At 50.8% G+C, this 22,506-nt stretch carries 16 protein-coding genes; 4 read left to right on the top strand and 12 right to left on the bottom strand.

Going from position 1 to position 22,506, the window contains the following annotated elements; all coding sequences use genetic code 11:
* Positions 1–11: 11 nt before the first annotated feature.
* The 11 genes from tssM to HA49_RS09370 form a co-directional block, all read right to left on the bottom strand.
* The gene (gene tssM / locus HA49_RS09420; RefSeq protein ID WP_038022400.1) at positions 12–3,632 is read right to left on the bottom strand and encodes a type VI secretion system membrane subunit TssM; all 3,621 of its coding nucleotides are present in this window, start codon (positions 3,630–3,632) and stop codon (positions 12–14) included.
* A 13-nt stretch (positions 3,633–3,645) separates the two neighbouring features.
* Positions 3,646–4,875 (bottom strand): DotU family type VI secretion system protein, encoded by a 1,230-nt coding sequence (locus HA49_RS09415; RefSeq protein ID WP_038022399.1) that lies wholly within the window; start codon positions 4,873–4,875, stop codon positions 3,646–3,648.
* Positions 4,876–4,895: 20 nt separating this feature from the next.
* Positions 4,896–6,239 carry a type VI secretion system baseplate subunit TssK gene (gene tssK, locus HA49_RS09410; RefSeq protein ID WP_038022397.1) on the bottom strand — a complete coding sequence of 448 codons (1,344 nt, stop codon included), beginning with the start codon at positions 6,237–6,239 and terminating at the stop codon, positions 4,896–4,898.
* 21 nt (positions 6,240–6,260) lie between these two features.
* Complete coding sequence (gene tssJ, locus HA49_RS09405; protein ID WP_038022395.1) at positions 6,261–6,764, bottom strand: type VI secretion system lipoprotein TssJ; 504 nt, start codon at positions 6,762–6,764, stop codon at positions 6,261–6,263.
* 11 nt (positions 6,765–6,775) lie between these two features.
* Positions 6,776–7,270, bottom strand: a complete 495-nt coding sequence (locus HA49_RS09400; protein WP_038022394.1) for an SH3 domain-containing protein — start codon at positions 7,268–7,270, stop codon at positions 6,776–6,778.
* A gap of 43 nt (positions 7,271–7,313) precedes the next feature.
* Positions 7,314–7,694 (bottom strand): DUF4150 domain-containing protein, encoded by a 381-nt coding sequence (locus HA49_RS09395; RefSeq protein ID WP_038022392.1) that lies wholly within the window; start codon positions 7,692–7,694, stop codon positions 7,314–7,316.
* 25 nt (positions 7,695–7,719) lie between these two features.
* Entirely contained in the window at positions 7,720–8,328 is a 609-nt protein-coding gene (locus tag HA49_RS09390) for a DUF3540 domain-containing protein (protein ID WP_038022391.1), read from the bottom strand.
* Entirely contained in the window at positions 8,315–9,409 is a 1,095-nt protein-coding gene (locus tag HA49_RS09385; RefSeq protein ID WP_038022389.1) for a pentapeptide repeat-containing protein, read from the bottom strand. Before HA49_RS09385 ends, HA49_RS09390 begins: the two co-directional genes overlap by 14 nt.
* Entirely contained in the window at positions 9,406–11,937 is a 2,532-nt protein-coding gene (locus HA49_RS09380) for a DUF2169 family type VI secretion system accessory protein (protein ID WP_038022387.1), read from the bottom strand. The genes HA49_RS09385 and HA49_RS09380 overlap by 4 nt, the downstream gene beginning before the upstream one ends.
* A 64-nt stretch (positions 11,938–12,001) precedes the next feature.
* Positions 12,002–14,650 carry a type VI secretion system Vgr family protein gene (locus tag HA49_RS21165; RefSeq protein WP_052752464.1) on the bottom strand — a complete coding sequence of 883 codons (2,649 nt, stop codon included), beginning with the start codon at positions 14,648–14,650 and terminating at the stop codon, positions 12,002–12,004.
* A 1,031-nt stretch (positions 14,651–15,681) separates the two neighbouring features.
* Positions 15,682–18,279 carry a heavy metal translocating P-type ATPase gene (locus HA49_RS09370; RefSeq protein ID WP_084706394.1) on the bottom strand — a complete coding sequence of 866 codons (2,598 nt, stop codon included), beginning with the start codon at positions 18,277–18,279 and terminating at the stop codon, positions 15,682–15,684.
* A gap of 81 nt (positions 18,280–18,360) precedes the next feature.
* On the opposite strand from HA49_RS09370, the gene cadR reads away from it, so the two are divergent.
* From cadR to HA49_RS09345, 4 genes are all read left to right on the top strand, one after another.
* Positions 18,361–18,804: a Cd(II)/Pb(II)-responsive transcriptional regulator gene (gene cadR / locus HA49_RS09360; protein WP_038022380.1), complete on the top strand. Its 444-nt coding sequence runs from the start codon at positions 18,361–18,363 to the stop codon at positions 18,802–18,804.
* 122 nt (positions 18,805–18,926) lie between these two features.
* The gene (locus tag HA49_RS09355; RefSeq protein ID WP_038022378.1) at positions 18,927–19,841 is read left to right on the top strand and encodes an extracellular solute-binding protein; all 915 of its coding nucleotides are present in this window, start codon (positions 18,927–18,929) and stop codon (positions 19,839–19,841) included.
* 5 nt (positions 19,842–19,846) lie between these two features.
* Positions 19,847–20,623 (top strand): molybdate ABC transporter permease subunit, encoded by a 777-nt coding sequence (locus tag HA49_RS09350; protein ID WP_038022375.1) that lies wholly within the window; start codon positions 19,847–19,849, stop codon positions 20,621–20,623.
* Positions 20,624–20,862: 239 nt separating this feature from the next.
* The gene (locus tag HA49_RS09345; protein ID WP_038022373.1) at positions 20,863–21,429 is read left to right on the top strand and encodes an RBBP9/YdeN family alpha/beta hydrolase; all 567 of its coding nucleotides are present in this window, start codon (positions 20,863–20,865) and stop codon (positions 21,427–21,429) included.
* A gap of 125 nt (positions 21,430–21,554) precedes the next feature.
* On the opposite strand, the gene HA49_RS09340 is transcribed toward HA49_RS09345, so the two are convergent.
* Positions 21,555–22,466, bottom strand: coding sequence for an SDR family oxidoreductase (locus tag HA49_RS09340; protein ID WP_038022371.1), 912 nt, complete (start codon positions 22,464–22,466; stop codon positions 21,555–21,557).
* Positions 22,467–22,506: the final 40 nt, after the last annotated feature.

Here is a 22,506-nt window from a genome sequence, read left to right as displayed (position 1 = left end):
CCTCTCACGGACTAAGGGCAGCTAAAGGCCGGCAGCTGTAGCGGATTACGAATACTGTTCGGCGTATATTCCAGTACCACCTGACGCCCGCCGATGATGAAGGTGGCGAGATGGCCGGACCGGTTATTACCCGGACTGATTCGCGCTTTATCAAACAGGCGGTTTAACGCCCAGGGGCCGGTGGTATTCAGTGTGCTGGTGGTACCATCTGTCAGACCGATCTGCAGGCGAACTTGCTGAGTATTACCGCTGCCCGGCCAGCTGACGATTTGTGGCGTCTGCGGCCCGTGGCTGTAACGAATAATTTGCCCATCCACGTCGAGGGTCAGGTTCAGAATGGCGTTATCCATGCTGACCGGGGTAATGGTCAGTCGATAAGATGGGGAGGCCGAACCATTGGCAAATAACGCCTCACGTATCGCCTGAGCCTGCTGGAAAGGGCGCAGCAGTGAAACACCTCCCGGCAGGCTTTTGCCGTCGACCCCCGGTGAGTAACGCCAGCTGCTGTGAGTGGTATCTACTTTGTTTGCCAGGTTTTCGCGGAAGAAGCTATCCATCAGGCCGGTCCCGGGGGCAAACACGCGGGCCAGATCGTCTGGCGTCACATCCACAGCAGAGTGCGGGGCAAAAGGGTAACGACCGGCGATAGCCTGGCGGCAGAAACTGCCGACCTCAACATCTGCCCGCTTTTGCACATTGTTCATATTGCGTTTTTGGGTATCGCTGCTGGCGCCCAGCACCAGGGACGTCAGAATGCTACGGAATGGTTCCGGCTGACGACCGGCATCTGCCTGCATACGCGAAATGATTTCGCTTTGTGGTGGCGCCATGCCACTGTTACTGGCGTCCTGCACAGCGGTCAGGTAGTTGTAGAGATCGTCGATATCTTTGAGCTGCGCATCAAACGGAATAGAACCGGTCTGAGCATCACTGGACTGAGCCTGTTCAATGATTGGCGCGAAATGTGCCATCACCATCTGCTCCGGTGCCTGAATATTGCCATCCTGTGCAGCCTTTCTGGCACGGAATAAGGCCTGTAGTGTGGCCGTCGCATTGTTGTTAACGTAGTGGGTACTGCGTTCCAGCAGAGACGGTTTCTCTTTTTTCTGTTGTTTTTCCAGCGTCAGGTTGCGGCTGAGGTTGATTATCATCAGACGCAGGGGAGAGGTACGGCCCGACAGCATCCGGGCTGCGTTAATTCGCGATTCAATACCCGCGACAGGCTTCAACTCAATGTCCTGCAATAACCCATCCCACTGCTGTATGTAATCCGCCATGTAGAGACGGCGTACTGTATTTTCGAGAGTTTTTTGCTCCTCCGGCGTTTCGCTGCGTGACAGCACCCATTTGTCTTCATTCAGCAGGCTGGTGGACACATTGCTGATATTACTGTTGAACAACCCCCAGTAACCTGCCGGTGTATAGAAACCCGGGATTGCATCAGTCAGTGGCCGACCACTTTTACGGGCAAACACCAGCTCGGTTTGAGAACCGCTGAGATCTGTCAGGCTGACTCCCCGGGTAATCCGCGGGATAAGCAGACGTTTCAGGCGTCCGTAAACCCGGGCTGACAACGGCGAACGGTTGATCATGTCTATCTGGCGCACCACCAGGTTGTCGTCACGTTCAAAAGGCGATGCATTGATCTTATTGTCAAGCAGCTGTCCCAGATGGTAGTCCAGTGCCTGAAGTGCAGTTTGAGCGGTATTTGCCCCCTGGGTTCGTTGCACATTAAGCATTATCCAGGCGTGCAGAAATTTGCCATCGTAGTGTTGTGGAAGATAGAGCATCTGATAAGCCTTGAGAGCCTCATAGCTGTAATCCACATCACTGCCGTTATCGTTACGTACCCAGTCAGTGATATTGCGTGAAATTACCGGCAACAGCATTTGCTGCAGTGCACGCTGGTAGAGTGAATCAGATGCACTACTGACTTCCGTTCCGCGATACAGGCCTGCACGCCAGCTGTAGGGAGGAGCGGTGAGATCATCAATGTTTTTACTGTCAGGCAGATGCGCAAGGTTATCCAGGAACGGCAGTAGTACAAACAGATCGCTGGTCGTCAGTGGCGGCAGGGTTTTTGCTTGTTTTTCCACTAGCGGAACGCGCTGCTGCACTGTCGCCAGATAGTTTTTATTGTGCTGATAACTGGCTGTCCACCAGATCACGGCAATCAGCAGGGCTACCCCCAACAATGCGTAAGCTGACCAGTAAAGCATCCGGCTTCGATACTCCCACCAGCGATTCACTCCCGCCAGCCCTGCCTCCCTGAACACCACATCTTCCAGCAGCCGGTGAAGAAAGAAACTTTGACCCCGTCCGGCCGGCACCGGTGAGGGTGGATCCTGCGGATCCCAGGGTTTGTCACTCTCTTCTTCATGAGAAGGCAGTGCAGGCAAACCCAGGGCCCGACTCATCTGCCCCATGACCCGATCAAACGGTAATCCTTCCCGGGTACCACTGGTAAAGTAGACGCCCCGCGGAACCAAAGTGGTTTCATAGCCAGTGACAGCGAATACGACACTCAGGTAGTGTTGCAGCAAGGGTTTGAGGGTCAGAAACTCCTGAGGAAACAGGTACATTTCCGCACGTTTCAGGGCATCATGTTCGCTTATCATCAAATCGGACAGACCCGCCTCCAGCCTCCTGTGCAGACGGTTAAACTGGTATTCAAATTCCTCAGACAGATTGTGGATCGACTGTTGCCAGGGCCAGGTAAAGCCCCAAATCTGGTCGCGCTGCGCTTTATTCATTGCACTGAAAGAGGAGGTAAACCCTTTCAGCAAATCGGTTTTGGTGACCAGCACGTACACCGGGAAGGGGATAGCAAGCTGTTCACGCAACTCCAGCAGACGTTTGCGTAGTGAGGTCGCTTGCTGATGCCGGGCTTCCTCCGGTTCACTGAGCAAGTCTGACACGCTGATGGTGATAATGGCTCCGTTAACCGGCTGGCGCGGACGGTATTTTTTAAGAAGAGCGATAAAACTGCGCCATTCCCCCGCATCCTGCTGTTTATCACTCTCCTGGGTGGTATAGCGCCCGGCGGTGTCCAGCAGCACCGCTTCATCGGTAAACCACCAGTCGCAGTTTCGGGTTCCCCCTACGCCCCGCAGAGCATTCTTACCAAAATGATCCGCGAGTGGAAAGTGCAGACCCGAGTTTACCAGGGCGGTGGTTTTCCCCGAGCCGGGGGCGCCAATCAGCATATACCACGGTAGCTGATAGAGATATTTACGGTCGAAACGTTGTAACCATTTCGGACGGAAACGGCTCTCCGGCCGGTTAAAACGAGCCTGACGTAATAGCTGAGTTGCTTCGTTGAAGCGTGCAGCGAGCACAGGATCCTGGCTGCTGTTTTCCTGCGGAGCCTCTTCTGCCGGAGCAGGCTCCAGTTTTCTGACCAGCCGGCGGTTCTGCCAGCGACGCCACAGACGAGGGACCAGTCGAAATAAAACCCAGAACAGATAGAGCACACCAATAGCAATAAAGCGATTGGTCTCAGACTCCAGAGGACGATAATCACCAATCGCTACCAGCGGTCCAATAGTCCAGATGAGCAGGCAGACCGCGGTAATACCAACGACGCCCCACAACAGCCGGCTGCGGATAATTGAAAACATAGTCCGAAACATGATCTGCCTTTCCTTATTTCACGCTATTCAGTTCAGCCTGAGTTTGTTTGGGGGCAACCAGCAGCGTGATTTCCACCCGGCGGTTACGGGCGCGGTTCGCATTGCTACTGTTAGCGACCAGAGGGTTGCTTTCCCCCCGGCCTTCGGCCGTGATGCGCCCGGGATCGTGCAGGTGTTCACCCAGCATTTGCTGAACTGACTGCGCACGGGCCATCGAAAGTTCGTAGTTGGAACTGAAACGTGCACTGCTAATCGGTACGTTGTCGGTATAACCGGTGACCAGGATCTGACCTTTAACGTTATCCATCGCCTGAGCAATACGGTCGATCACCGGACGATAGCGACTGCGGATAGTCGTCGAGGCGGAACTAAACAGTCCGTCGCCGCGCAGCAATACCACGCTTTGTGTCGCTTCATCACGAACGGATACCAGGCCTTCGGCAATTTCTGGTGCCAGAAAATGCCTTAAATTGAGTGGCGGTTCAGCAGGTGCAGCCGGGCGTGCAATATCCACTTTTGGCAGTTCAGTCTGATAAATTGCCGACAGCACCGGTGCGGTAAAGTGACTGAGCCGCCAGTTAAGGCTGATGTAAACCAGACAGCCCAGAAGGGCCAGCAGAGCTGCCAGGCTCCACAGCGGAATCAGAGGGCGCCAGAGTTTCTGCTGAACCGGGGCGTCAACCGGCTGCGGTGAAAGCGGCGTCGGATAGGGTCCGCGTACTGAACGAATCAGCTGTAACAGGCGTAGCTTCAGGGTTTCCAGTTGGGTACGCCCGTTTTCCATGATTCGGTAACGCCCTTCAAAACCGAGCAGCAGGCAGGCGTTCATCAGTTCCAGCAGTAAAATATTTTGCTGCGGATGACGCGATAGCCGGGCCAGCAACTGAAAAAACTTTTCACCACCCCATGTTTCATTATGAAACGTGACCAGAAGGCCGCTGCGTGGCCAGACGTTACGGCTGCCCCAGGGGGTCAGCGCCGCCGCTTCGTCCAGTGAAGTACACAGGCAGTAGCGGGCGCCCACGATGGTTTCATAAGGGAGTTGTGCCTTTTGGCAGGCCACTTCGAAATGACGTACTAAATCAATCAGCTGCTGACGCAAATCGTTCGGATTATTGTGTGACACTGAATTACGAATCTGAGAGATGGCGTTGATTAACGGATTAGCCAGGGTGACCAGCGGGTTTTCGTCTGATGCAGGCTCATTAGCACCATCGCCGTTGACTGAAAAGGATTGCATCATTGCTCTGCCTCTTTGTCTGCTCAGTTGCGGGAGTTACGCAATGCCCAAAGTTGAAGATCCAGACCCGGGAAGTCACCCGCAAGGTGTAGGGCAAAAGCTTCAGACTTCGCCATTTGTTTCCATAGTTCGCTTCCGCGCTCCAGTTCAAAATAGATATAGCCTGAGTGCCACGGGATCTGACGTGGGGCAGAGGGCATGACCCGTAACCCGATACCCGGCAGTTGTAATTGCACCAGGTCGCGAATACGGGTTACCGGGGCAATTTTCATCTGGGCAGGGAAGTGGGTAATCAGGGTTTCTCCCGGTAGATCGGCGCGGACGGCAAGGACAAAACCGTAATCCCGAATCAGACTGACATCGGAGACGGTGGCAACGTACAGACCATGGGAGCGCTCGGTGAGTGTCAGTTGCAGTGCGTTCTCTTCCATCACCAGCGACAGGCTCTGGCGCAACTGCAGCATCAGGCGGCTGAAACTCAGATAGAGATTATCGTGATTGTAAACCGGTAATTTGTCGCCGGGGCGCCGTGAGGGCGACCAACTGGTCAGTTCGGTGGCGAATTGCAGCCAGTCACTGAACAGTCGCTCAGGGTGCAATTGCGGTAACCGCCGTATGTGGTCTACCTGGCCAATGTAGCGATTAATCAGCGTTAACAGCATGAAATCGATCATTTCGGTATTACCGCCACGCCCGGCCTGTTGCAGACGTTGCCCCATTTGTTCGCTGCGTTGGGCCAAAATACCCTGCATGTCATTAAGAAATCCGGTGATTGACGGTGAAATATGACAGTTAAGTAACGGCGGTATAAAACCGGTATCCAGTTGCAGACTACGATCTTTACCGGTGCCCTTGACCCGGGCGACGCTGACTGCGGTCCACTCGGCATTTACATCGGCGGCAGGCATCAGACTCAGGCGCAGCCGGCCAAACTGCATTGCGGCCCGGCCGACGGCAGATGCATTGAGATCGTCCACTTCACGATCTTCACTCAGATAGCGAGCCAGAGAATCGGCCGCTTCATTGAATATCACTTCCGTGCGACCTTTACGTTGTTCAGGTAACGCCAGCACGATAGTGATCTCTTCTGTCACCCCGGAGAGGTCGAGGGGAACAGGCGCATTATCCGGATGGCTAATCGTAAAGGGTGTTCCGTCGGGCATGATGCCGCTGGCTTCAGCTATCGCCAGCTTTCCCTGACGCAGCAGCGCATTATCAATACTCAGCGTCATAAATCCCCAATGCCAGGGACACTGCAATTTTCCCCAACTGCGGCTGTAAGCCTCAAGCCAACGTTCAGATTGTTGAAAATGATGGGGACGTAAAAACATCCCTTCGCTCCAGATAACCTTATCTGCTGTGTTCATATTGCCTTCCGGGTGTGACGGTTAATCATCCGTCGGTTTGTATTGCAGCCCGCCAGCAGTGGCATCGACTACGCCCTTCATTTCATCAGGAGAGAACTGCCAGAATTTGTAGAAATTGGTAGTCAGTGGGGCTGGCAGTGGTAACGACAGACGCCAGCTTTTGCCATTGATTGACTGATATTCGGCAATGATTCCGATGAAGCGCGCTTCCGGGGGGGAATTCCCCTGCAGTATTTTATCGCCGGCCTGTTGAGTCAGGAAAAACTGCCGACTCTCCAGCACATCACCGCCAGTCACGTTTTCTGCGTTGTTTTGTAAAGAATAAAAGTCTGCCGACATAAAATTGGCGTCTGAACGTAGCAGAAATACCCGTATCTTCAGTGGTGCCCCGTTATTGGTGGCGGACGTTCTGTTAAAGGTCAGTTTCCAGTTGGCTGGCACCTGCCGTGCTGAAGACATACAACCTGCCAGACAGAGTATCAGTAGCCATAACAGGCTGATTCGTAGAACGTTAACTCGCCTCATGACCGGACTCCTTAGCGAATAACCCAGGTTCCTGACTTGCTGTTACGGCATGCCTGACCGGTACCCACACCGACGCACTGTTTTTGCTGAACGCGGCGTTTCGGTTCAGGAACCTTAATCGTGTCCTCATAACGATCGGCCGGGACCGCGGCTCTGAACTGGATATAACCGATAAGCTGTTTGTTATCATCGCCGGCAATGGCTAGCCATTGGTTCTCAACCAGACCCAGCACCTTAAGGCTTTGACCGGCGGTGAGATATTTAACCCGATTCCCACTGAAGTCAGGTTTACTGATCACCGAGGCGTTATAGAGTGCGCGGTATTCCGCATTGACAGGGGTGAATTGCCACGGGGCCTGCACGGAGTGGCGATGGACCAGTGCTACGCCATTGACGGTTGTGGTCTCTATGGGATTAGGATCGACCGGCGGCGGGGATTTGCATCCTGCAGTAATAAGCACCAGTAGTGTTGCGATAGCTGCGAAAATAATTTTTATTTTTTTCATAATGTTAACGCCGGTATCCTTTGAGCATGATAAAACGCAGTCGTTAGCGGGCAAGCAGTGAAACAATGGTCTGGCTGGGAGAAATACGAACCCCCGGGGCGTTATTAGTATTTTGCTGGGTTACGCTGGTTAAACGGGTGGCTGGCATGCCTTGTAGCAACAGCGTGCTACAACCCGTGATATGCCGCGAGGGACCCATTACTGTCTGAGAGATAACGCCACCCAATACTCCGGCTTCATCGCCCTGCGTTATCGGGGTGATGGTCGCCATATTATGTGCCGGCCCGCCAGCGAACAGGATGAAAGGAATATTAGGTATAGCGGTCGGCCCGGGCGCCAGATTGACGTAAGTCGCTGGTACCGGGTTTTTACATACATCGGCCATTGCCTGATCGGTTCCGCCAGACTGACAGTTTGCAAACATACTTTCCTCCACGGTGAAAGATTCATTAACCGATATGAATCTGCTTGCCATCGACCCGGGTCAGCGTTTCACTGCTGATAAAGGTGGCAGGGGCATGCAGACGGGTAAAGTCGCTGGTTTTTATATCCAGTTGTCCGGCCCGGACTTGTTCAGTTTCAATGGTCCTGCGCATCAGCCGGTGGCTGACCTGACTGAGACTCTCCCAGACACTTTCACAGCGTTTGCCAATAAACCGGCTGACACTGATCCAGGCAGACAGTGATTTCCCGCTGTATTTCATCTCCTCGACATGGCAGTCGCCTTTACCGGCGGTGAGGTTAAACTGCGGGCTGTTGAGGCTGATAGCCTGCGTCGCCTGAATCTGTAGTTCACCTTCGCAATGGATCTGTGCAGGTTGAGTCGGGCAATCACGGATCAGGACCGCCAGCAGCCAGAGCTGCATGCCACTGCTGTGAACCAGCACCAGATCGCCAGGCTCCGGTAGCAGCAGGCAACTGGCGGCACGCTGGCAGCACCAGCGGCGGCCTGCGATCAGTACCTGCACGCTGCCGTCGCTTTCTACGGAAATGACCTTTCCTTGATCCTGCACGGGGGGCTGAATGGGCAGGTACAGCGTTTGATCAACCTGGCTCATGGTAATCCTCTTGTGGTTTAGGGCGCGTTTTGGGTTGCCAGTTCTCTGCGGCAAACAGCGCATCATCCTGTTCAGAAATTCCGTCACGGGAGGAAAAACGACTTTCTTGCTGGCTGGCGCGGTGAAAACGGGTTTGCTGAAACTGTGCGCCGGTAAAGTCGGCATCATCGACCAGCGCATAGGAAAAGTCGGCATAATGCAGGGCGCACTGATAAAACCGGGTTTGCCGGGCACTGGCTTTCTGAAACAGTGCCCGTTGCAGAGAGCTGTTACTGAAGTCACAGCCTGTCAGGGTGGCGTCACTGAAGTTTGCCTGGTTAAAGCAGGCATTACGACAATCGGTGCCGGTTAACTCACAGCCGCAAAACATTGCCCGTTCTGCCTGAACGCCATCCAGTCGGGTACCGAACAGTGATAAATGGCTGAAGTTGCTGCCTGACAGAGCCGTCCCTGAAAAATTCACCCCTTCCAGACGGCATTTCTGAAACTGACAGCGTTCGAAACGCATATCTGCATATTGGGCGTTCCGTTGATCACACTCAAAAAAGGTGGTCAGGAAGAAATCACTGGCACTGAAATCGGTATCACGCAAATCGACCTGCATGAAAGCACTCTCTTTACAGCCGATATAATTGAATATTGCATTGTTGAGAGTGACTTCGATGAACGTGCATTTATTCAGTGAGGCCAGCTCAAAATTTGCATCATTAAGCTCGCAGTGGGTAAATTTTGTACCGTAAAGAATAGCTTCTCTGAAACATGCTTCATCGAGAATACATTGAGTGAACAGACATTCTTCGAGGGTGCCGTTGTCAAAGATCGTTGCGATCATCCTGCTTTGGTTGAACAACGTTTCTTTCAGTTGCGCCTGTTGAAAATTACTGCCCTGAAGCTGGCATTCGCTGAATAATGTTTCCTGCAGATTACAGCCGGAGAAATCCGAGCCGCTCAGATCGATCTCTGTCAGAATACCCCCCGACAAATCCAGATCTCTAAAGTTACGATCAATTACCTGAATATCTGTAAGGATCTCACCCCGCTTACAGGCTTGCTGAATTGTCTGCGGCGTCATAATTGTCATACGCGCAATCCCTTTCGGCGAGGCACTGTTTTCATACCTTCTATCAGGCTTTCTTCAAAACGGGTATCCCCGTCAGTGATTGTTTGCGAAAGATCGGCGCGGAACAGGTTACAGTCGCTGAGATCACAACCCTGAAGTTCACTTTTTTGTAAATCTGCCCCCAATAACAGACTGCCCCGCAGATCGGCGAAATGCAGTATGGTGCGAACAAAGCGGCTGTTGTGGGTGCGCATAAGCTGCATGCTGGCCTGCTGACAGTTCGCGCCACTCAGGTCACAGTTATCGAGTTGTGCCTGGTCAAAAATTGCCTGCTGCAGTTGCTGGTCACGGAAGTTGCATTCTGTCAGGGAAGCACGGTTGAAACGCGCCTGTTGCAGTGATGTCTCAGAAACAAACACCCAGTGTTTCATCAGGGCATCGCTGAAATCGACTTTTTCGGCCTGGCAACTCAACAGTGATATGCCGGTCGCGGTTATCCCCCTGAAACTGAAACTATCCAGCTGGCAGCGGATAAAATTGCAGCTCCTGAGTAATGCATCGCTGAAATCCAGGTCTGACATATGAAGATCCATAAAATTGCAGTTTTCCAGTACCGCCTGATGAAAACGGCAATGGCGAATATAGGCTTCACGAATAAGCAGGTCAGCCAGTTGAGCGTGGTTAAAAATACAGTGTTCAAACTGTGTATCCTCACACTCCACTTCCTTAAAACCACAGCCGGTAAAGTCGCTATAGCAACATTGCGCCAGTGACAGATTTGCACCGTCGAAAAGACAGCTTCTGGCGATACTGTGGTGAAATTCCGCCCGTACCAGCACTGCGTTAGTGAAATTACATCCTTCCAACTGGCAGTGGCTGAAATCGGTGTTTTCCAGTAACGCATTCTCAAAATTAGCGCCGCGCAGATCGAGACCAGAGAGATCAGCCCCTGTAAAGTCATGGCCGCTGGCATCTTTATCGCCGACCATTAATTCACTTAGCCAAGTTCTGTACGTTTGAGATTCCTCAGGAGAAAGCCGCTGTGCTGTGTTCTGTTTATGGGCAGTGAACCGATAGTTGTCATATATCGCTTGTTGGGATTTTTCGATTTTTTCGTCGCTACTACCTTGCAGATGGCGGGATGACGCCAGGGTGGTGCGCTGTAGGTGATAGTTCTCAATACCAGAAGGCAGTTCATCATCCTCCGGGATTCCAACATTACTGTTTTCCTGATGTTTATTAACCTCGTTCAGCATCTGGTCAAACAGCTCATCACCTTCCTGCTGTTTACGTTTTATGATTTCAGGCAGATTGTCATAGTCGTGCGGATCAGGGGCTGATGGCGGTGTAAATGACATCATTGTCTCGTCCACCGGATGGCCCTGTTGTTCCATGCGCTTGCGAAATTCTTCACGTTGATGGTTTACGCCGGCGACCGTATTTTGCATCGCCGGGCTGTCGCTGGCCTCTGGCAGGACAGATTTACTGCGTTTAACGATGGATTCATCAATCAAATCCTGATCGCGCATCGCGGTAAGTACCGCATCTTCGTCGTCGCAGCGCAGGTGATATATCTGCTGATAGTAGAGGATATCGCGAGGATTATCCTTCAGCTCCAGCGCCAGCATCAGTGAATCGATATCGCTGGCATCGTCCTCGTTAATTGCCGCACTGCCGTGCCAGATCAGCATCATCTGTTCGAGATGCGGAAAAAAATGCACCGTGGTGGCGCGCAGTAAAATCTCTTCAAAACTCCCGGCGCGTGTAATAAAGCAGCGTGCCTGCCATGGCGGCAGCGTTCCCTGCTGAACTGGCTTTTCCGGATGCATATTTTCGATGCGCCAGCGGGCACCGGCAGGCAACTGGGGCTGTTCCCTGAACCATTGATCCTGCTCCGCCTGGTTAAATACCCGCCAGTCGGTATCCAGCGCAAAGCCGGGATACTCATTTTGCAGCCAGTGCTCGTCATAATTTTTCCCCATCAATGCATGACGGCGCGGCGTAGTAAAGGAGAGCGCATTAAAACCGGCGGGCAGAGGGGACTGTCCCGGTTCAGTCAGTGATTGCTGCGGTGATTCAATATTTGGCAGGGCCTGACCATTTTCATTTCCCAGGCCGATACCCAAAGGATTTTCTGCATATGCTTCACCACCGAAGGCGTGTCGCCAGTCGAGGGGAATTGAATCAAAGGGAAGTGCCAGCCCGGGACGATTATCCCGCCAGACGCGGTCTCCGCTCACCACTAATTGTTTACGCAGACTGCCCACCTCTATAGTGGCGCAGCAGCGGGTTTTGTCCGGCTGATGACGCGTCCAGGCATAGCCGCTGGCGAGAAATTCAGCACAGGCTTTCGGGATTGCCATATCGGGCACACCATCCGGCGACTGCAATTGCTGCGGAAGCATTTTCCAAAGGTCCTGTTCACTGAATAAGCCTGGCTGCGCACCCATATCCAGTAAAGTAAGCGCTGCAATGCCCAGATAATCCTGTTGCTGCCAGCGATAAGGGCGCTGGAGACAGCTCATACGTAATGGTTTAATAATTTTCATTGCATACCAGGCGTGAGATGCGGATTAAAAGACTTATCAGGGGTTAAATACATCGACCTAATAGTTATTCGGCGGGAGGATCGCCATCGCTAGATTCGCCACTATTTTGTCGTTCAGAATTACTTCGGGCTTGTGTTGTTCGGGGAGTATTACCCGCCGATCTGTCAGTGGAGAGGTCTTGTAGTTCTGTTCCGGCATTATCGCGGTTCTGTTGTGCAGAGGGCGAATTTCTTCTTTCCAAATTCCTTATTGCCTGCGCACGATAAGAATCATCATTGTCGAGGGTGTTGTTGTTGGTGTTGTTAGTGTTGCTGGTGTTGTTAGTGTTGTTAGTGTTGTTAGTGTTGTTAGTGTTGTTAGTGTTGTTAGTGTTGTTAGTGTTGTTAGTGTTGTTAGTGTTGTTAGTGTTGTTAGTGTTGTTAGTGTTGTTAGTGTTGTTAGTGTTGTTAGTGTTGTTAGTGTTGTTAGTGTTGTTAGTGTTGTTAGTGTTGTTAGTGTTGTTAGTGTTGTTAGTGTTGTTGGTGTTGTTGGTGTTGTTGGTGTTGTTGGTGTTGTTGGTGTTGTTGGTGGTGTCGTTGTTGTCATAATCACGACGACTCGTGGCATGCGGCTTTGTCCCGTCAGTATCAGTTTTTTTCTTTTGATCTTGTATTTGCTTCATCTCTTTACGGACATTAATTTCTGCTCTGGCATCATTCACTGCAGATGAATTACCTTCCATAATTAACATCAGCTTAGTCATTTTTACAGATGAAGATAATGTCTCAAAGCGTTGAATATCGCTTTTATATTCTAATGAAGTTTTACTGCGCTTCAGGTAGGTATAATCCATCGAAACACCTTTGAGGGCGAAATCAGTGGTACTAAATGCCACATTACTGACCAGATTCATGGTGCCGTTGAGACCATTTATCGCAAGCTGAAGTCCAGTTAATGTAAAACTGGCTCCGTACCATCCCCTACGATATCCCTGATGAGATTCAGTTGCGACCTTGGAATTGATGCTGATAGCTTCATTACTATGAATATGCATTTTACCTGGCGTCCAGATATTAATTGCACCATCATCCTTTTTACCCGAATAAATATTGATGGAATTTTTGGCGGAAATATTTAGGTCTTTCTCTGCATGCATATCCAGGCTTTCTTCACCCTCACGATCTTCAAAAGAGATATGGTTGCCGTTTGTCGTATCGCTGCTGCCGATAGTTCGTGTCCAGAAACCACTTTTTGACCATGACCAGTCACTGTCAGCCTCGGTAGTAATCGAATCGTCATCTTGGATCTTACTCTTATCCTTGATATTAACCACGCTTTTAGCGAGTGGTTGGGTTTGCAGATTGTTATAAACACGACCAACAATCACAGGCATATGGGGATCGCCGTTAATAAAGTCTACTATCACCTCCTCGCCAACCCGAGGTATCTGATAATTCCCTAACTGAGCACCCGCCCAGCCACTGGAAACTCGCAGCCAGCAGGAGTAAAGTTCCTTTTCCTCGGTGGGTTTATACCAGAGAAATTTTACCCGAACGCGACCATATTGGTCGGTCGCAACATAAGTTTTGTCACCCTTGGTGGCATCCGGGGCATTGACCACCACCGCTGTTTGCGGCCCGGCGCTGCGCGGCCAGGGGGCAGTGCGGGCGGGGCGCCACTGGACTTTGGCGGGTACCACCACAAAGTTGAAGCGGTGTAAGGTTTTATCATCATCATTACTGGCGTAGCTGTTTTCAATTAACTCATAGTCTACGCGGGTAATTAAGAATTCCTCACCGTCATCGCTGTCGCGTGGTGCCATCGAAAATTTAAAGGTATATCCGGGGGCCAGGCCGAAAGCATCTCCTGCGCCTTTCGATTCCCGCTGTCTGGCAACATGCTCCTGCTGACGTATCGTCGTGTAATCTGTACCATCGCCTTGCGTCTGATACTGACCAGGCCACTCCCGGTGTGTGGCGGTTTTTAGCGCTCCGGAATCACTGACTTTCAGTGTGCTGGAGAGGTCGGCATTAGATTCCAGATAGTTATAGTCATCCTGTTGGTGCAGACTAGGGGTGATAGAGGCTGAGCTAAGCCAGGTATCAATCGATTCGCAGTTAACATAACCCCCGGGACCATCCTGATGATATTCAATAGTCTCATAACCGGTAAACGGCTTATGTGCTCCGGGGGCATCGGCAAGCACCAGCGTCTGTTTATCGACACTGTGTTTGAAATAAAAATAAATACCTTCATGCTGCATCATTCTTTGAATGAAGTTATACATGGTTTCCTGATATTGAACACAATAATCCCATTGACGATACTTGGCAGTGAGCGCACTTTCATAGGGAATGCCGTATTCTTCCAGAACTGACGTAACAATTTCCTGTACATTCTTGCTTTGCCAGATACGAAATCCTTTATTTTGTGTCAGATACCAGAGTTCAGGAACGAGTGTTACGCGGTAAACATAATATTCTTCAATATGTTTTTCGTGACCGACAAACTCCATGCGGGAAATTATGCCACTCAAATAACGTGTGACATCGGGTCTGGGCTTGAGCTCCAAAGCCAGTGTTTTTCCCAACATTTGGTTCAGGTTGATGCTGTTATCTTTTGACAGAAAATCAATAGTATATTCATACCATTCCGATAATATCTCACATCCCTTCATGCTTTTAAAAAGCAGAGAGTCTCCCAGAGATGAATGGGCAATAACAACACGTTCCATATCAGACCTTCGAAAAATTTAAGGCATAGCTACCGCACGGATAGCGACAGGATTTGTCTGCTAACATGAAAATAAAAAACAATACCCCCAAAACCCCACAGGATTTTGTAATGAAATAGTAATGGGTAATTTCGTTTTTTTACCAGATGTCTTATTTGTATAGGGTTCATTTCCAATTGAGAGAATAGGAAAGCTCTTAAACGATATATAATTCTTTTCAAATCTTTACCTTTGGTTTTCTATAAACTTTATGAGTTTGACCTGAGTGATGGGGTATTAATAGGTTGATATTTAATGATAAGTTTTTATTTTGGGCTGTGAAATATATTCCCGGGTGAGTTTTATGATGGGCTAATTTTTCAAAAATAAGTCAGAAATAAAAAATTTTGATTAAATATAAGTTTTAGATCTGGTGTATTAAGCAGTGATAATGAAAAAAATAAATCAGATTCACTTTCAGATAAATTTCCCTTTAAATTTTATTTAATTGCATCTGTTCGAAGTGTTAAGCATTGTTTCTGCAAACAAAAAGGGAAGTAGTTCTGGTGCTCCTGATGACTGAGAACTACCGTAGTTGCTGTTATATCTGCCTGAATGAGGTTGGAGCATCCTCTGTAGGGGCTCTGTTTGGTTATGAGGTTGCGAGGCGTTAAGGGTTTTCCGAAAATTTTGCGGATCCGTTGCTTCCCTGTGGCTGTGCAGGTCAGTATAAGACCACCGTGGCGGTTTAAACATCTTTAGCCCGCATCACAGGGTCAGAATTAGAGGGAAAAATTAACAGCATGATATTCTGGTTGACGTTTTGACAAGTGGCTGCAGGTGAGAACTTCCGCGCATATCCGGATAAATAAAACGGTGTCCCCTTACAGCTCAGTGACAAGCACAGTAAGGAACACCGCTTTTTAAGAGCCACAACGTTACTCATATCGTGATCTTACTGATATTTCCGGCTGATGGTTGCGGGCCAGAGGGCCACATCAGTATATTCATCTGCCTGTGGCACTCAGACACCCGTAGCCCGTGCTGATGGTTCAGGCTTTGGCTGAGTAACGCAGGATCCTTAACCCGTTTGCGACAACCAGCAGACTGGCTCCGACGTCGGCAAATACTGCCATCCACAATGTTCCTGAACCGACCAGGGTCAGAATCAGAAATACCAGCTTTATTATCAGCGCCATGGAGATATTCTGGACCAGAATCTGTCCGTTTTTGCGGGATAACCGGACAAACATCGGGATTTTCCGTAAATCATCATCCATTAAGGCCACATCTGCTGTCTCAATGGCGGTATCTGTTCCGGCGATACCCATGGCAAACCCGATATCCGCCCTGGCCAGTGCTGGGGTATCATTAATACCGTCCCCGGCCATTCCGGTCACGCCCTGACGGCTGAACTCTTCAATGGCCAGTAATTTATCGTCCGGCAATTGTTGTGCCCTGGCCTGATCTATCCCTACCTGGCGGGCTATTTCTTCTACCGCAAAAGGATTATCACCGGACAGTAACAGGGTTTTCACTCCCAACTGATGAAGTTCTTCAATCGCCTGTTTGCTGGTCTGTTTAACGGTATCTGCCAGGGCAAATATCGCCAGTAAGCCCCGTTTGCTGCCGAGGAATACCAGTGTTTTTCCCTGGCTCTCCAGGGACTTAAACTGGCCATCACTATCAGCCATCGGGATACCCTGTGATTCAAGTAACCGTCGATTTCCCAGCCAGTAATCTTCCCCGTCGATCTGTCCGGCAATCCCCTGTCCGGTGACAGAAGTAAACTGGTTAATGTTTAGTGACTGTCCGGCCGGATTATAGCGTGTGATGGCCTCAGACATCGGGTGATCGGAATACCCTGACAGACTGGCGGCAATATTTAATCGTAGCTCTCTGTCTGTATCCCCGGGAGTAATAAAATCAGTCACCTCAGGCTTGCCTTGTGTCAGCGTGCCGGTTTTATCGAGAGCCAGCCACTGCAGTTTTTTACCCTGTTCCAGATAAACGCCACCTTTCACCAGAATTCCCATCCGTGCTGCCGCAGTCAGGCTGCTGACCAGAGTGACCGGGGTAGAAATAACCAGTGCACAGGGGCAGGCAATCACCAGCATTACGAGGGCATTATAAATCCATAACGACCAGGGCAGGGCAAAGAACAGCGGCGGGACCAGTGCGACAGCCAGCGCCAGGACAAAAATAACCGGCGTATAAATCCGCGCAAACTGGTCAACAAAGCGCTGGGTCGGCGCCTTACCGGATCTGGCTGACTCCACCGAACGGATGATCTTTGCCAGAGTGGTATTTTGTGCCAGAGAGGTGACTTTATAATCGAAACTGCCGGATTCATTGAGAGTCCCTGCGAATACCGGATCCTCTGGTTTTTTCTCTACCGGCAGACTTTCTCCGGTAATGGCTGACTGGTTAATCGCAGAATTGCCCCTGACAATAATACCGTCCAGGCCAATTTTCTCTCCGGGCTTAACCCGCACAATGGCGGCCAGCGGGACATCTTTGGGATGCATGGACTGCCAGCTGTTATCCGGCTGTTGTACGGTCATTGATTCCGGAGCGAGTTTTAGTAATGTATCGATTGCATTTCTTGCCCGGTCGAGGGCTTTGGCTTCAATGAGTTCGGCAATATTAAACAGCACCATCACCATGGCAGCTTCGGGCCATTGCTGTAATAACAACGCCCCGGTGACCGCCACACTCATCAGCGCATTGATATTTAGATTAAAGTTTTTGACCGCAATCCAGCCTTTTTTATAGGTCTTCAGCCCGGCCAGCAGTACTGCTGCAAGCGCACAAGCCGCCTGTAATGCATAGGGAAATTGCAGCCAGCTAAGCGCTTCAGCACCCAGTGCCAGTACGCCCGCCATGACCAGTGGCCAGTAGCGGGTCCGGGGAGCAGGCTCGGATGAAGAGGTTGCCTTGACACCGGGAAGCTCCGGCTTAAACCCGAGTGAACGGATGGCCTGTAATATATCGTCGGTTTTATCCTGCTGGTGGGTCACGGTGAGTATTCGTTGCATCAGATCAAACTGCAGACTGAATACTCCTGGCATCTGATTAAGCTTACCGTTGATCAGATTTTCTTCTACCGGACAGTCCATCTCCATAATACGGATAGCCGTCACAGTACCGGTAGCGGTGGTTTCTCCCTTGGGTAATTCGTTCAGTACCGGGGCGGTATGAGAACAGCACTGCTGGCCTCCGCTGTTTTGTGGTTTGAAGATAGCCTGTTTAATCCGGCGTAATATCCCCCCGGAACTCCGCGAGCCACGGCGGTTATGCGAACCCCGGTGGCCGTGGGAATTGCCGTGGCGGCGAGAGTCCCGGTGATCATGAGAATGACCCTGGTCGAAGGAGTCCTGACGGTCACGGGAGTGGCCGTGGCTGTGGGAATCCCGGCGATCATGAGAATGACCCTGGTCGCAGGAGTCCTGACGGTCACGGGAGTGGCCGTGGCCGTGGGAATCCCGGCGATCATGAGAATGACCCTGGCCGCAGGAGTCCTGACGGTCACGGGAGTGACCGTGGTTGTGGGAATCCCGGGTTCCACGGTGATGGGATCCATGGGATCTATGAGAACCATGGGCGTGATTTTTATTAATTGATTTTTTATTTTTTATGTAACTGTTCATAATTTCTCCTGGCGGGTGTAACTTAACCCTGACAGTAAAAACCCTGTAGTCGCTATAGGGTCAAGACGCAAAGGAGAAAAAATGAAAATTGGTGAACTGGCGCGTTTATCTTTATGCAGTGTCGGTACTATCCGCTACTACGAGAAAGAAGGGCTGCTGCAGAAGGCCCTGCGTGATCAGAATAATAATTATCGTTATTACGATCAGCAGCATCTGGATACCCTGATGTTTATTCGCCGCTGCCGGACTCTGGATATGGCACAGGATGAAATCAAACAGTTATTACAGGCCCGCAGCCATCCTGAAGCAGATTGTAATGTCATTAACCAGCTGATTAATGAACATCTTTGTCATGTACAAACCAGAATTACCGAGCTGCAGGCACTGGAAAAGCAACTCGCGGATTTACGCGACTCTTGCCATGACAGCCAGCCAACCCGCGACTGCGGTATTCTTAAAGAGCTGGAACACCCTCAGGAAGATTTACCGGTTTTAACCAGCAAACATATTAGCAGCACCCATTAACCGGAGAAGAGTGAGCAGCCCTGCAAACCGCACAAAAAACCGGCATAAATACATTGTGTTCCTGCAGGGATGCCAGGATAATCGTTATATATTTTATTACATATCGAAAGGGGCTGTAGAGTATGTCCAGGGTTCTTTGTTCACTATTAGTTGCTCTGTCTGTCAGCATGCCTGCATTGGCATCAGATAATATTCGTGTGACTTATGCCGGTTCGATGGGCAAAGTTATGGATCAGTCCCTGGGGCCGGCATTTGCCAGCCAGCAGCACGGAACCTATCAGGGGCAGGGGCAGGGTGCTTACGGGATGGCTCGATTACTGGCCAGCCATAAAGTTACTGCAGATGTATTTGTTTCTATCACCCCGGGACCGATGCAGATCCTCAAAGATGCTGGTTTAATCGATAATGCGGTGCCCGTGGCCAGTACCAGTATGGTGATTGCCTATAACCCGAAAAGTAAATATGCCGCTGAGTTTGCGGCTGCCAATAGTCGTAATGATGGCAGTTGGCTGAAAGTGCTGGCGACGCCAGGACTACAATTTGGTCGTACCGATCCTTACCTCGATCCTAAAGGGCAAAATATAGTATTCACATTGCTGCTGGCAGAAAAATATTATAAACAGCCCGGCATCGCCAATAAGATCCTCGGTGGAGTACAGAACCCACGCCAGGTTAACCTGGAAGGCGGATTACTGACCCGGCTGGAAAGCGGTCAGGTGGATGCGGCAGCAGGTTACGAAAGTGAGGTGATTTCAGCAAAACTTCCCTATCTGAAGTTCCCTGACGAAATTAACCTCAGTAATCCGGACATGGAAAAACAGTGGTACGACACGGTTAGCTTCACCATTAAAGACAGTAAAGGCCAGGATAAAGTACTGCATACTCAGCCACTGGTTTATTACGCTGCTGTGCTGAAAAATGCGCCAAATGGGGTCGCTCAGGGTGAGAAATTTGTTGATTTCATGCGTTCAGCACAGGGGCAGAAGTTATTCCACGACAGTGGTTATGCTGAACCTAAAGGTAAGGCGTTGTACTGAATAGCATGCACCCGCGACTGCCTCTGATAATGTTACTGGCTATGCCGGCGCTTCTGCTGCTGGCGTTGCCATTCGCGACCTTGCTAGGAATTACTCCGTGGGATAATTTTAGTTTGTCCTACGGGGACGGCGGCTCGGTACTGGTGTCAGTCGGTTATGGGCTGGTATCACTGATCCTGATTGTGATAATTGGTTTACCGGTCGCCTGGTGGCTGGCAAGCTCAACCAGGGAAGGTGGTCTGCGACGGCTGGCAGAATTACTGGTACTGTTACCTTTAATGACGCCACCGCTGGCGATGGGGATACTACTCATCTCAGCCCTGGGACCTTACAGTTTGCCAGGGCAGTGGTTGTCAACTCTTGGCCTGACACTGGTCAACAATCCTGCGGCATTTATTCTCGCGCAAATTTATGGTGGTTTACCCTATTTTATTGTGACCGCCCGGTCGGCGTTTACTGCGGTTCCACGGACGTTGCTGGAAGCCGGACGAACACTGGGAGCCAGACCGTTTCAACGATTCCGCTATCTGGTTCTGCCATTGTCGGCTTCGGGGCTGGCATCGGCAGTCTCACTGGCATGGGTTCGGGCGGTAGGTGAGTTTGGCATCGTGATGATTTTTGCTTATTTCCCGCAAGGCATGCCGGTTAAGTTATATACCAATCTGCAAAACGATGGCGTCGATGCCGTCTACACCCTGGTCTGGATATTGTTGCTGGTGACCCTGCCGGTTCCTTTGTTCTGTTTTATGCACGCCAGAAAGCGTGAACGAGCCAGACTGTGATCCTCCGGGTCTCTCCTGCACCATACCTCATGGGATAAAAGTTGCCGGGAAAAGAGTAAGTATTTCGCCTCGTTGTGTTTTGTCCCTGCCAGAAACACCCTTTCCGCCATTACCTGTCTCGTTCAGGTCACATGCTTTGCACTATTTGATAGTTGTGCAAATATCTTCGCAGAGACAAACTGTTGCCGGTATCCTTCTGGTCAGTCGGAGATCATCAGTGCGCAACGGAGAACAAAAATATGGCAGCAAGAAGACTGGTAATTGTCCATGGGTTTACCGCGGCACCGGAACATCACTGGTTTCCCTGGTTGAAGCAACAGGCCGTAAAGTCAGGTCTGAATGTCACGGTTCCCCGCTTGCCGGATTCACAGGCTCCGCAACCCGAATCCTGGTTAGATGCATTGGAAGACAGTATTGGTGAGCCGGATGAGAACAGCTGGCTGGTGGGACACAGCCTGGGGTGCATCACTTTGCTTAATTATCTGACACAACGCTATCCGGGGGCCGCCGCAGGTGGACTTTTGCTGGTGTCCGGGTTCAGTGAACCGGTACCAGGACTAGAAATGCTGGACAGTTTTACCCGCAAACCTGTTAATGCGGATTCAGTTATCGCAAGGATCCCACAGCGAGTGGTTATCGGTTCGCTTAATGATGAGATAGTTCCGCCGGAATATTCTTTACGGTTAAGCCAGCAGCTGTCAGCCCCTTTTTATGCCCTGCCTGACCACGGACATTTTCTGGCCCGGGACGGAGTGACGGAGCTTCCTTTGATTACCAGGCTGCTTAACCCGTTCTGGCAAAAATAGCCGTTCCGGCGACACAGTGATTTTAAACCGAACAGAGTGTCCGGTGACCGGCACCCCACTCGCGGGCAGCCGGTTTTAGTATCTGACAGGGTCGCCAACGGTCATATCCGTCAAAGTAATAATGGTCAGGATACGGCTTCCCCGGTAAGCAGGCGATAGTCCATACTGGATAAATCTTCAATCAGAACGGGACCTCGCGGATGCCAGCCGAGTTGCTGCTGAGTCCATGCCCCTGAAGCCGGCATATCTTTATCTGCAAACATACTCATCCAGCCAAAAAATGCCTGCAGTTCATCACCACTGATAAATACCCGTGGTAAATTCAGTCCCTTGCTCAGTGCCTGAGTAATCAGATCACTGGTGACCCCTTCTTCAGCGACCGCGTTATAGCGTTGCCCTTTCTGTCCGTGGTCCAGAACCAGGGCATACAGGCGAGCGGCATCACTGACATGGACTGCCGGCCAGCGGTTACTGCCATCATTGGCGCAGGCAACTTTACCTTGTCGTATGCAACATGCGGCGTAAGGCGATAACAGGCCTTGCCGGGTGGTATCATGGACCTGAGGTAAACGTACAATGCGTACGTCCACTCCCTGAGACAGTAATTTCTGTCCTTCCAGTTCCGACACGATACGCGGGTTAGGGTGGTCAGAATTAAACACCGATTCTCTGGCCGGAAGCCCGTCCCCGGCGTCGCCGGTTCCGATACCGGACGTAATGATCAGTGGCCGGTCAGAGCCTTGTAAACCTGCACCCAACGCTTTGATTGCTTCACGTTCCTTCTGGCAATTTTCGGCAAATTTTTCGAAGTTATGATCAAATGCACAATGAATTACGGCATCTGCCAGTGAAGCTCCTGCCGTCAGGGTTTCGGGATGTTCCAAACTTCCCTTGTGCGCCTGAACGCCCTTCTGCTGGAGGTATTGTTCCGCTTCTGCTGTCCTGGCCAGCCCGATAACCTGATGTCCCGCCTCCGTGAGTTCACCAATGATCCGGGAGCCAATAAAACCGGTTGCACCAGTTAAGAATACTCGCATAGTCTGTTTCTCCGGGTAACATGTTCTGAAACTGAGTGTA

Source organism: Tatumella morbirosei, assembly GCF_000757425.2.
Classification (GTDB): Bacteria; Pseudomonadota; Gammaproteobacteria; order Enterobacterales; family Enterobacteriaceae; genus Tatumella; species Tatumella morbirosei.
Note: the sequence above shows the minus strand (reverse complement) of the source record. Positions and strands in the feature narration are given on the sequence as shown.

Bases quoted from the DNA above. Each gene is read 5' to 3' on its own strand.
- tssM (WP_038022400.1), bottom strand. From the start codon at position 3,632: ATGTTTCGGACTATGTTTTCAATTATCCGCAGCCGGCTGTTGTGGGGC.
- HA49_RS09415 (WP_038022399.1), bottom strand. From the start codon at position 4,875: ATGATGCAATCCTTTTCAGTCAACGGCGATGGTGCTAATGAGCCTGCA.
- tssK (WP_038022397.1), bottom strand. From the start codon at position 6,239: ATGAACACAGCAGATAAGGTTATCTGGAGCGAAGGGATGTTTTTACGT.
- tssJ (WP_038022395.1), bottom strand. From the start codon at position 6,764: ATGAGGCGAGTTAACGTTCTACGAATCAGCCTGTTATGGCTACTGATA.
- HA49_RS09400 (WP_038022394.1), bottom strand. From the start codon at position 7,270: ATGAAAAAAATAAAAATTATTTTCGCAGCTATCGCAACACTACTGGTG.
- HA49_RS09395 (WP_038022392.1), bottom strand. From the start codon at position 7,694: ATGTTTGCAAACTGTCAGTCTGGCGGAACCGATCAGGCAATGGCCGAT.
- HA49_RS09390 (WP_038022391.1), bottom strand. From the start codon at position 8,328: ATGAGCCAGGTTGATCAAACGCTGTACCTGCCCATTCAGCCCCCCGTG.
- HA49_RS09385 (WP_038022389.1), bottom strand. From the start codon at position 9,409: ATGACAATTATGACGCCGCAGACAATTCAGCAAGCCTGTAAGCGGGGT.
- HA49_RS09380 (WP_038022387.1), bottom strand. From the start codon at position 11,937: ATGAAAATTATTAAACCATTACGTATGAGCTGTCTCCAGCGCCCTTAT.
- HA49_RS21165 (WP_052752464.1), bottom strand. From the start codon at position 14,650: ATGGAACGTGTTGTTATTGCCCATTCATCTCTGGGAGACTCTCTGCTT.
- HA49_RS09370 (WP_084706394.1), bottom strand. From the start codon at position 18,279: ATGAACAGTTACATAAAAAATAAAAAATCAATTAATAAAAATCACGCC.
- cadR (WP_038022380.1), top strand. From the start codon at position 18,361: ATGAAAATTGGTGAACTGGCGCGTTTATCTTTATGCAGTGTCGGTACT.
- HA49_RS09355 (WP_038022378.1), top strand. From the start codon at position 18,927: ATGTCCAGGGTTCTTTGTTCACTATTAGTTGCTCTGTCTGTCAGCATG.
- HA49_RS09350 (WP_038022375.1), top strand. From the start codon at position 19,847: ATGCACCCGCGACTGCCTCTGATAATGTTACTGGCTATGCCGGCGCTT.
- HA49_RS09345 (WP_038022373.1), top strand. From the start codon at position 20,863: ATGGCAGCAAGAAGACTGGTAATTGTCCATGGGTTTACCGCGGCACCG.
- HA49_RS09340 (WP_038022371.1), bottom strand. From the start codon at position 22,466: ATGCGAGTATTCTTAACTGGTGCAACCGGTTTTATTGGCTCCCGGATC.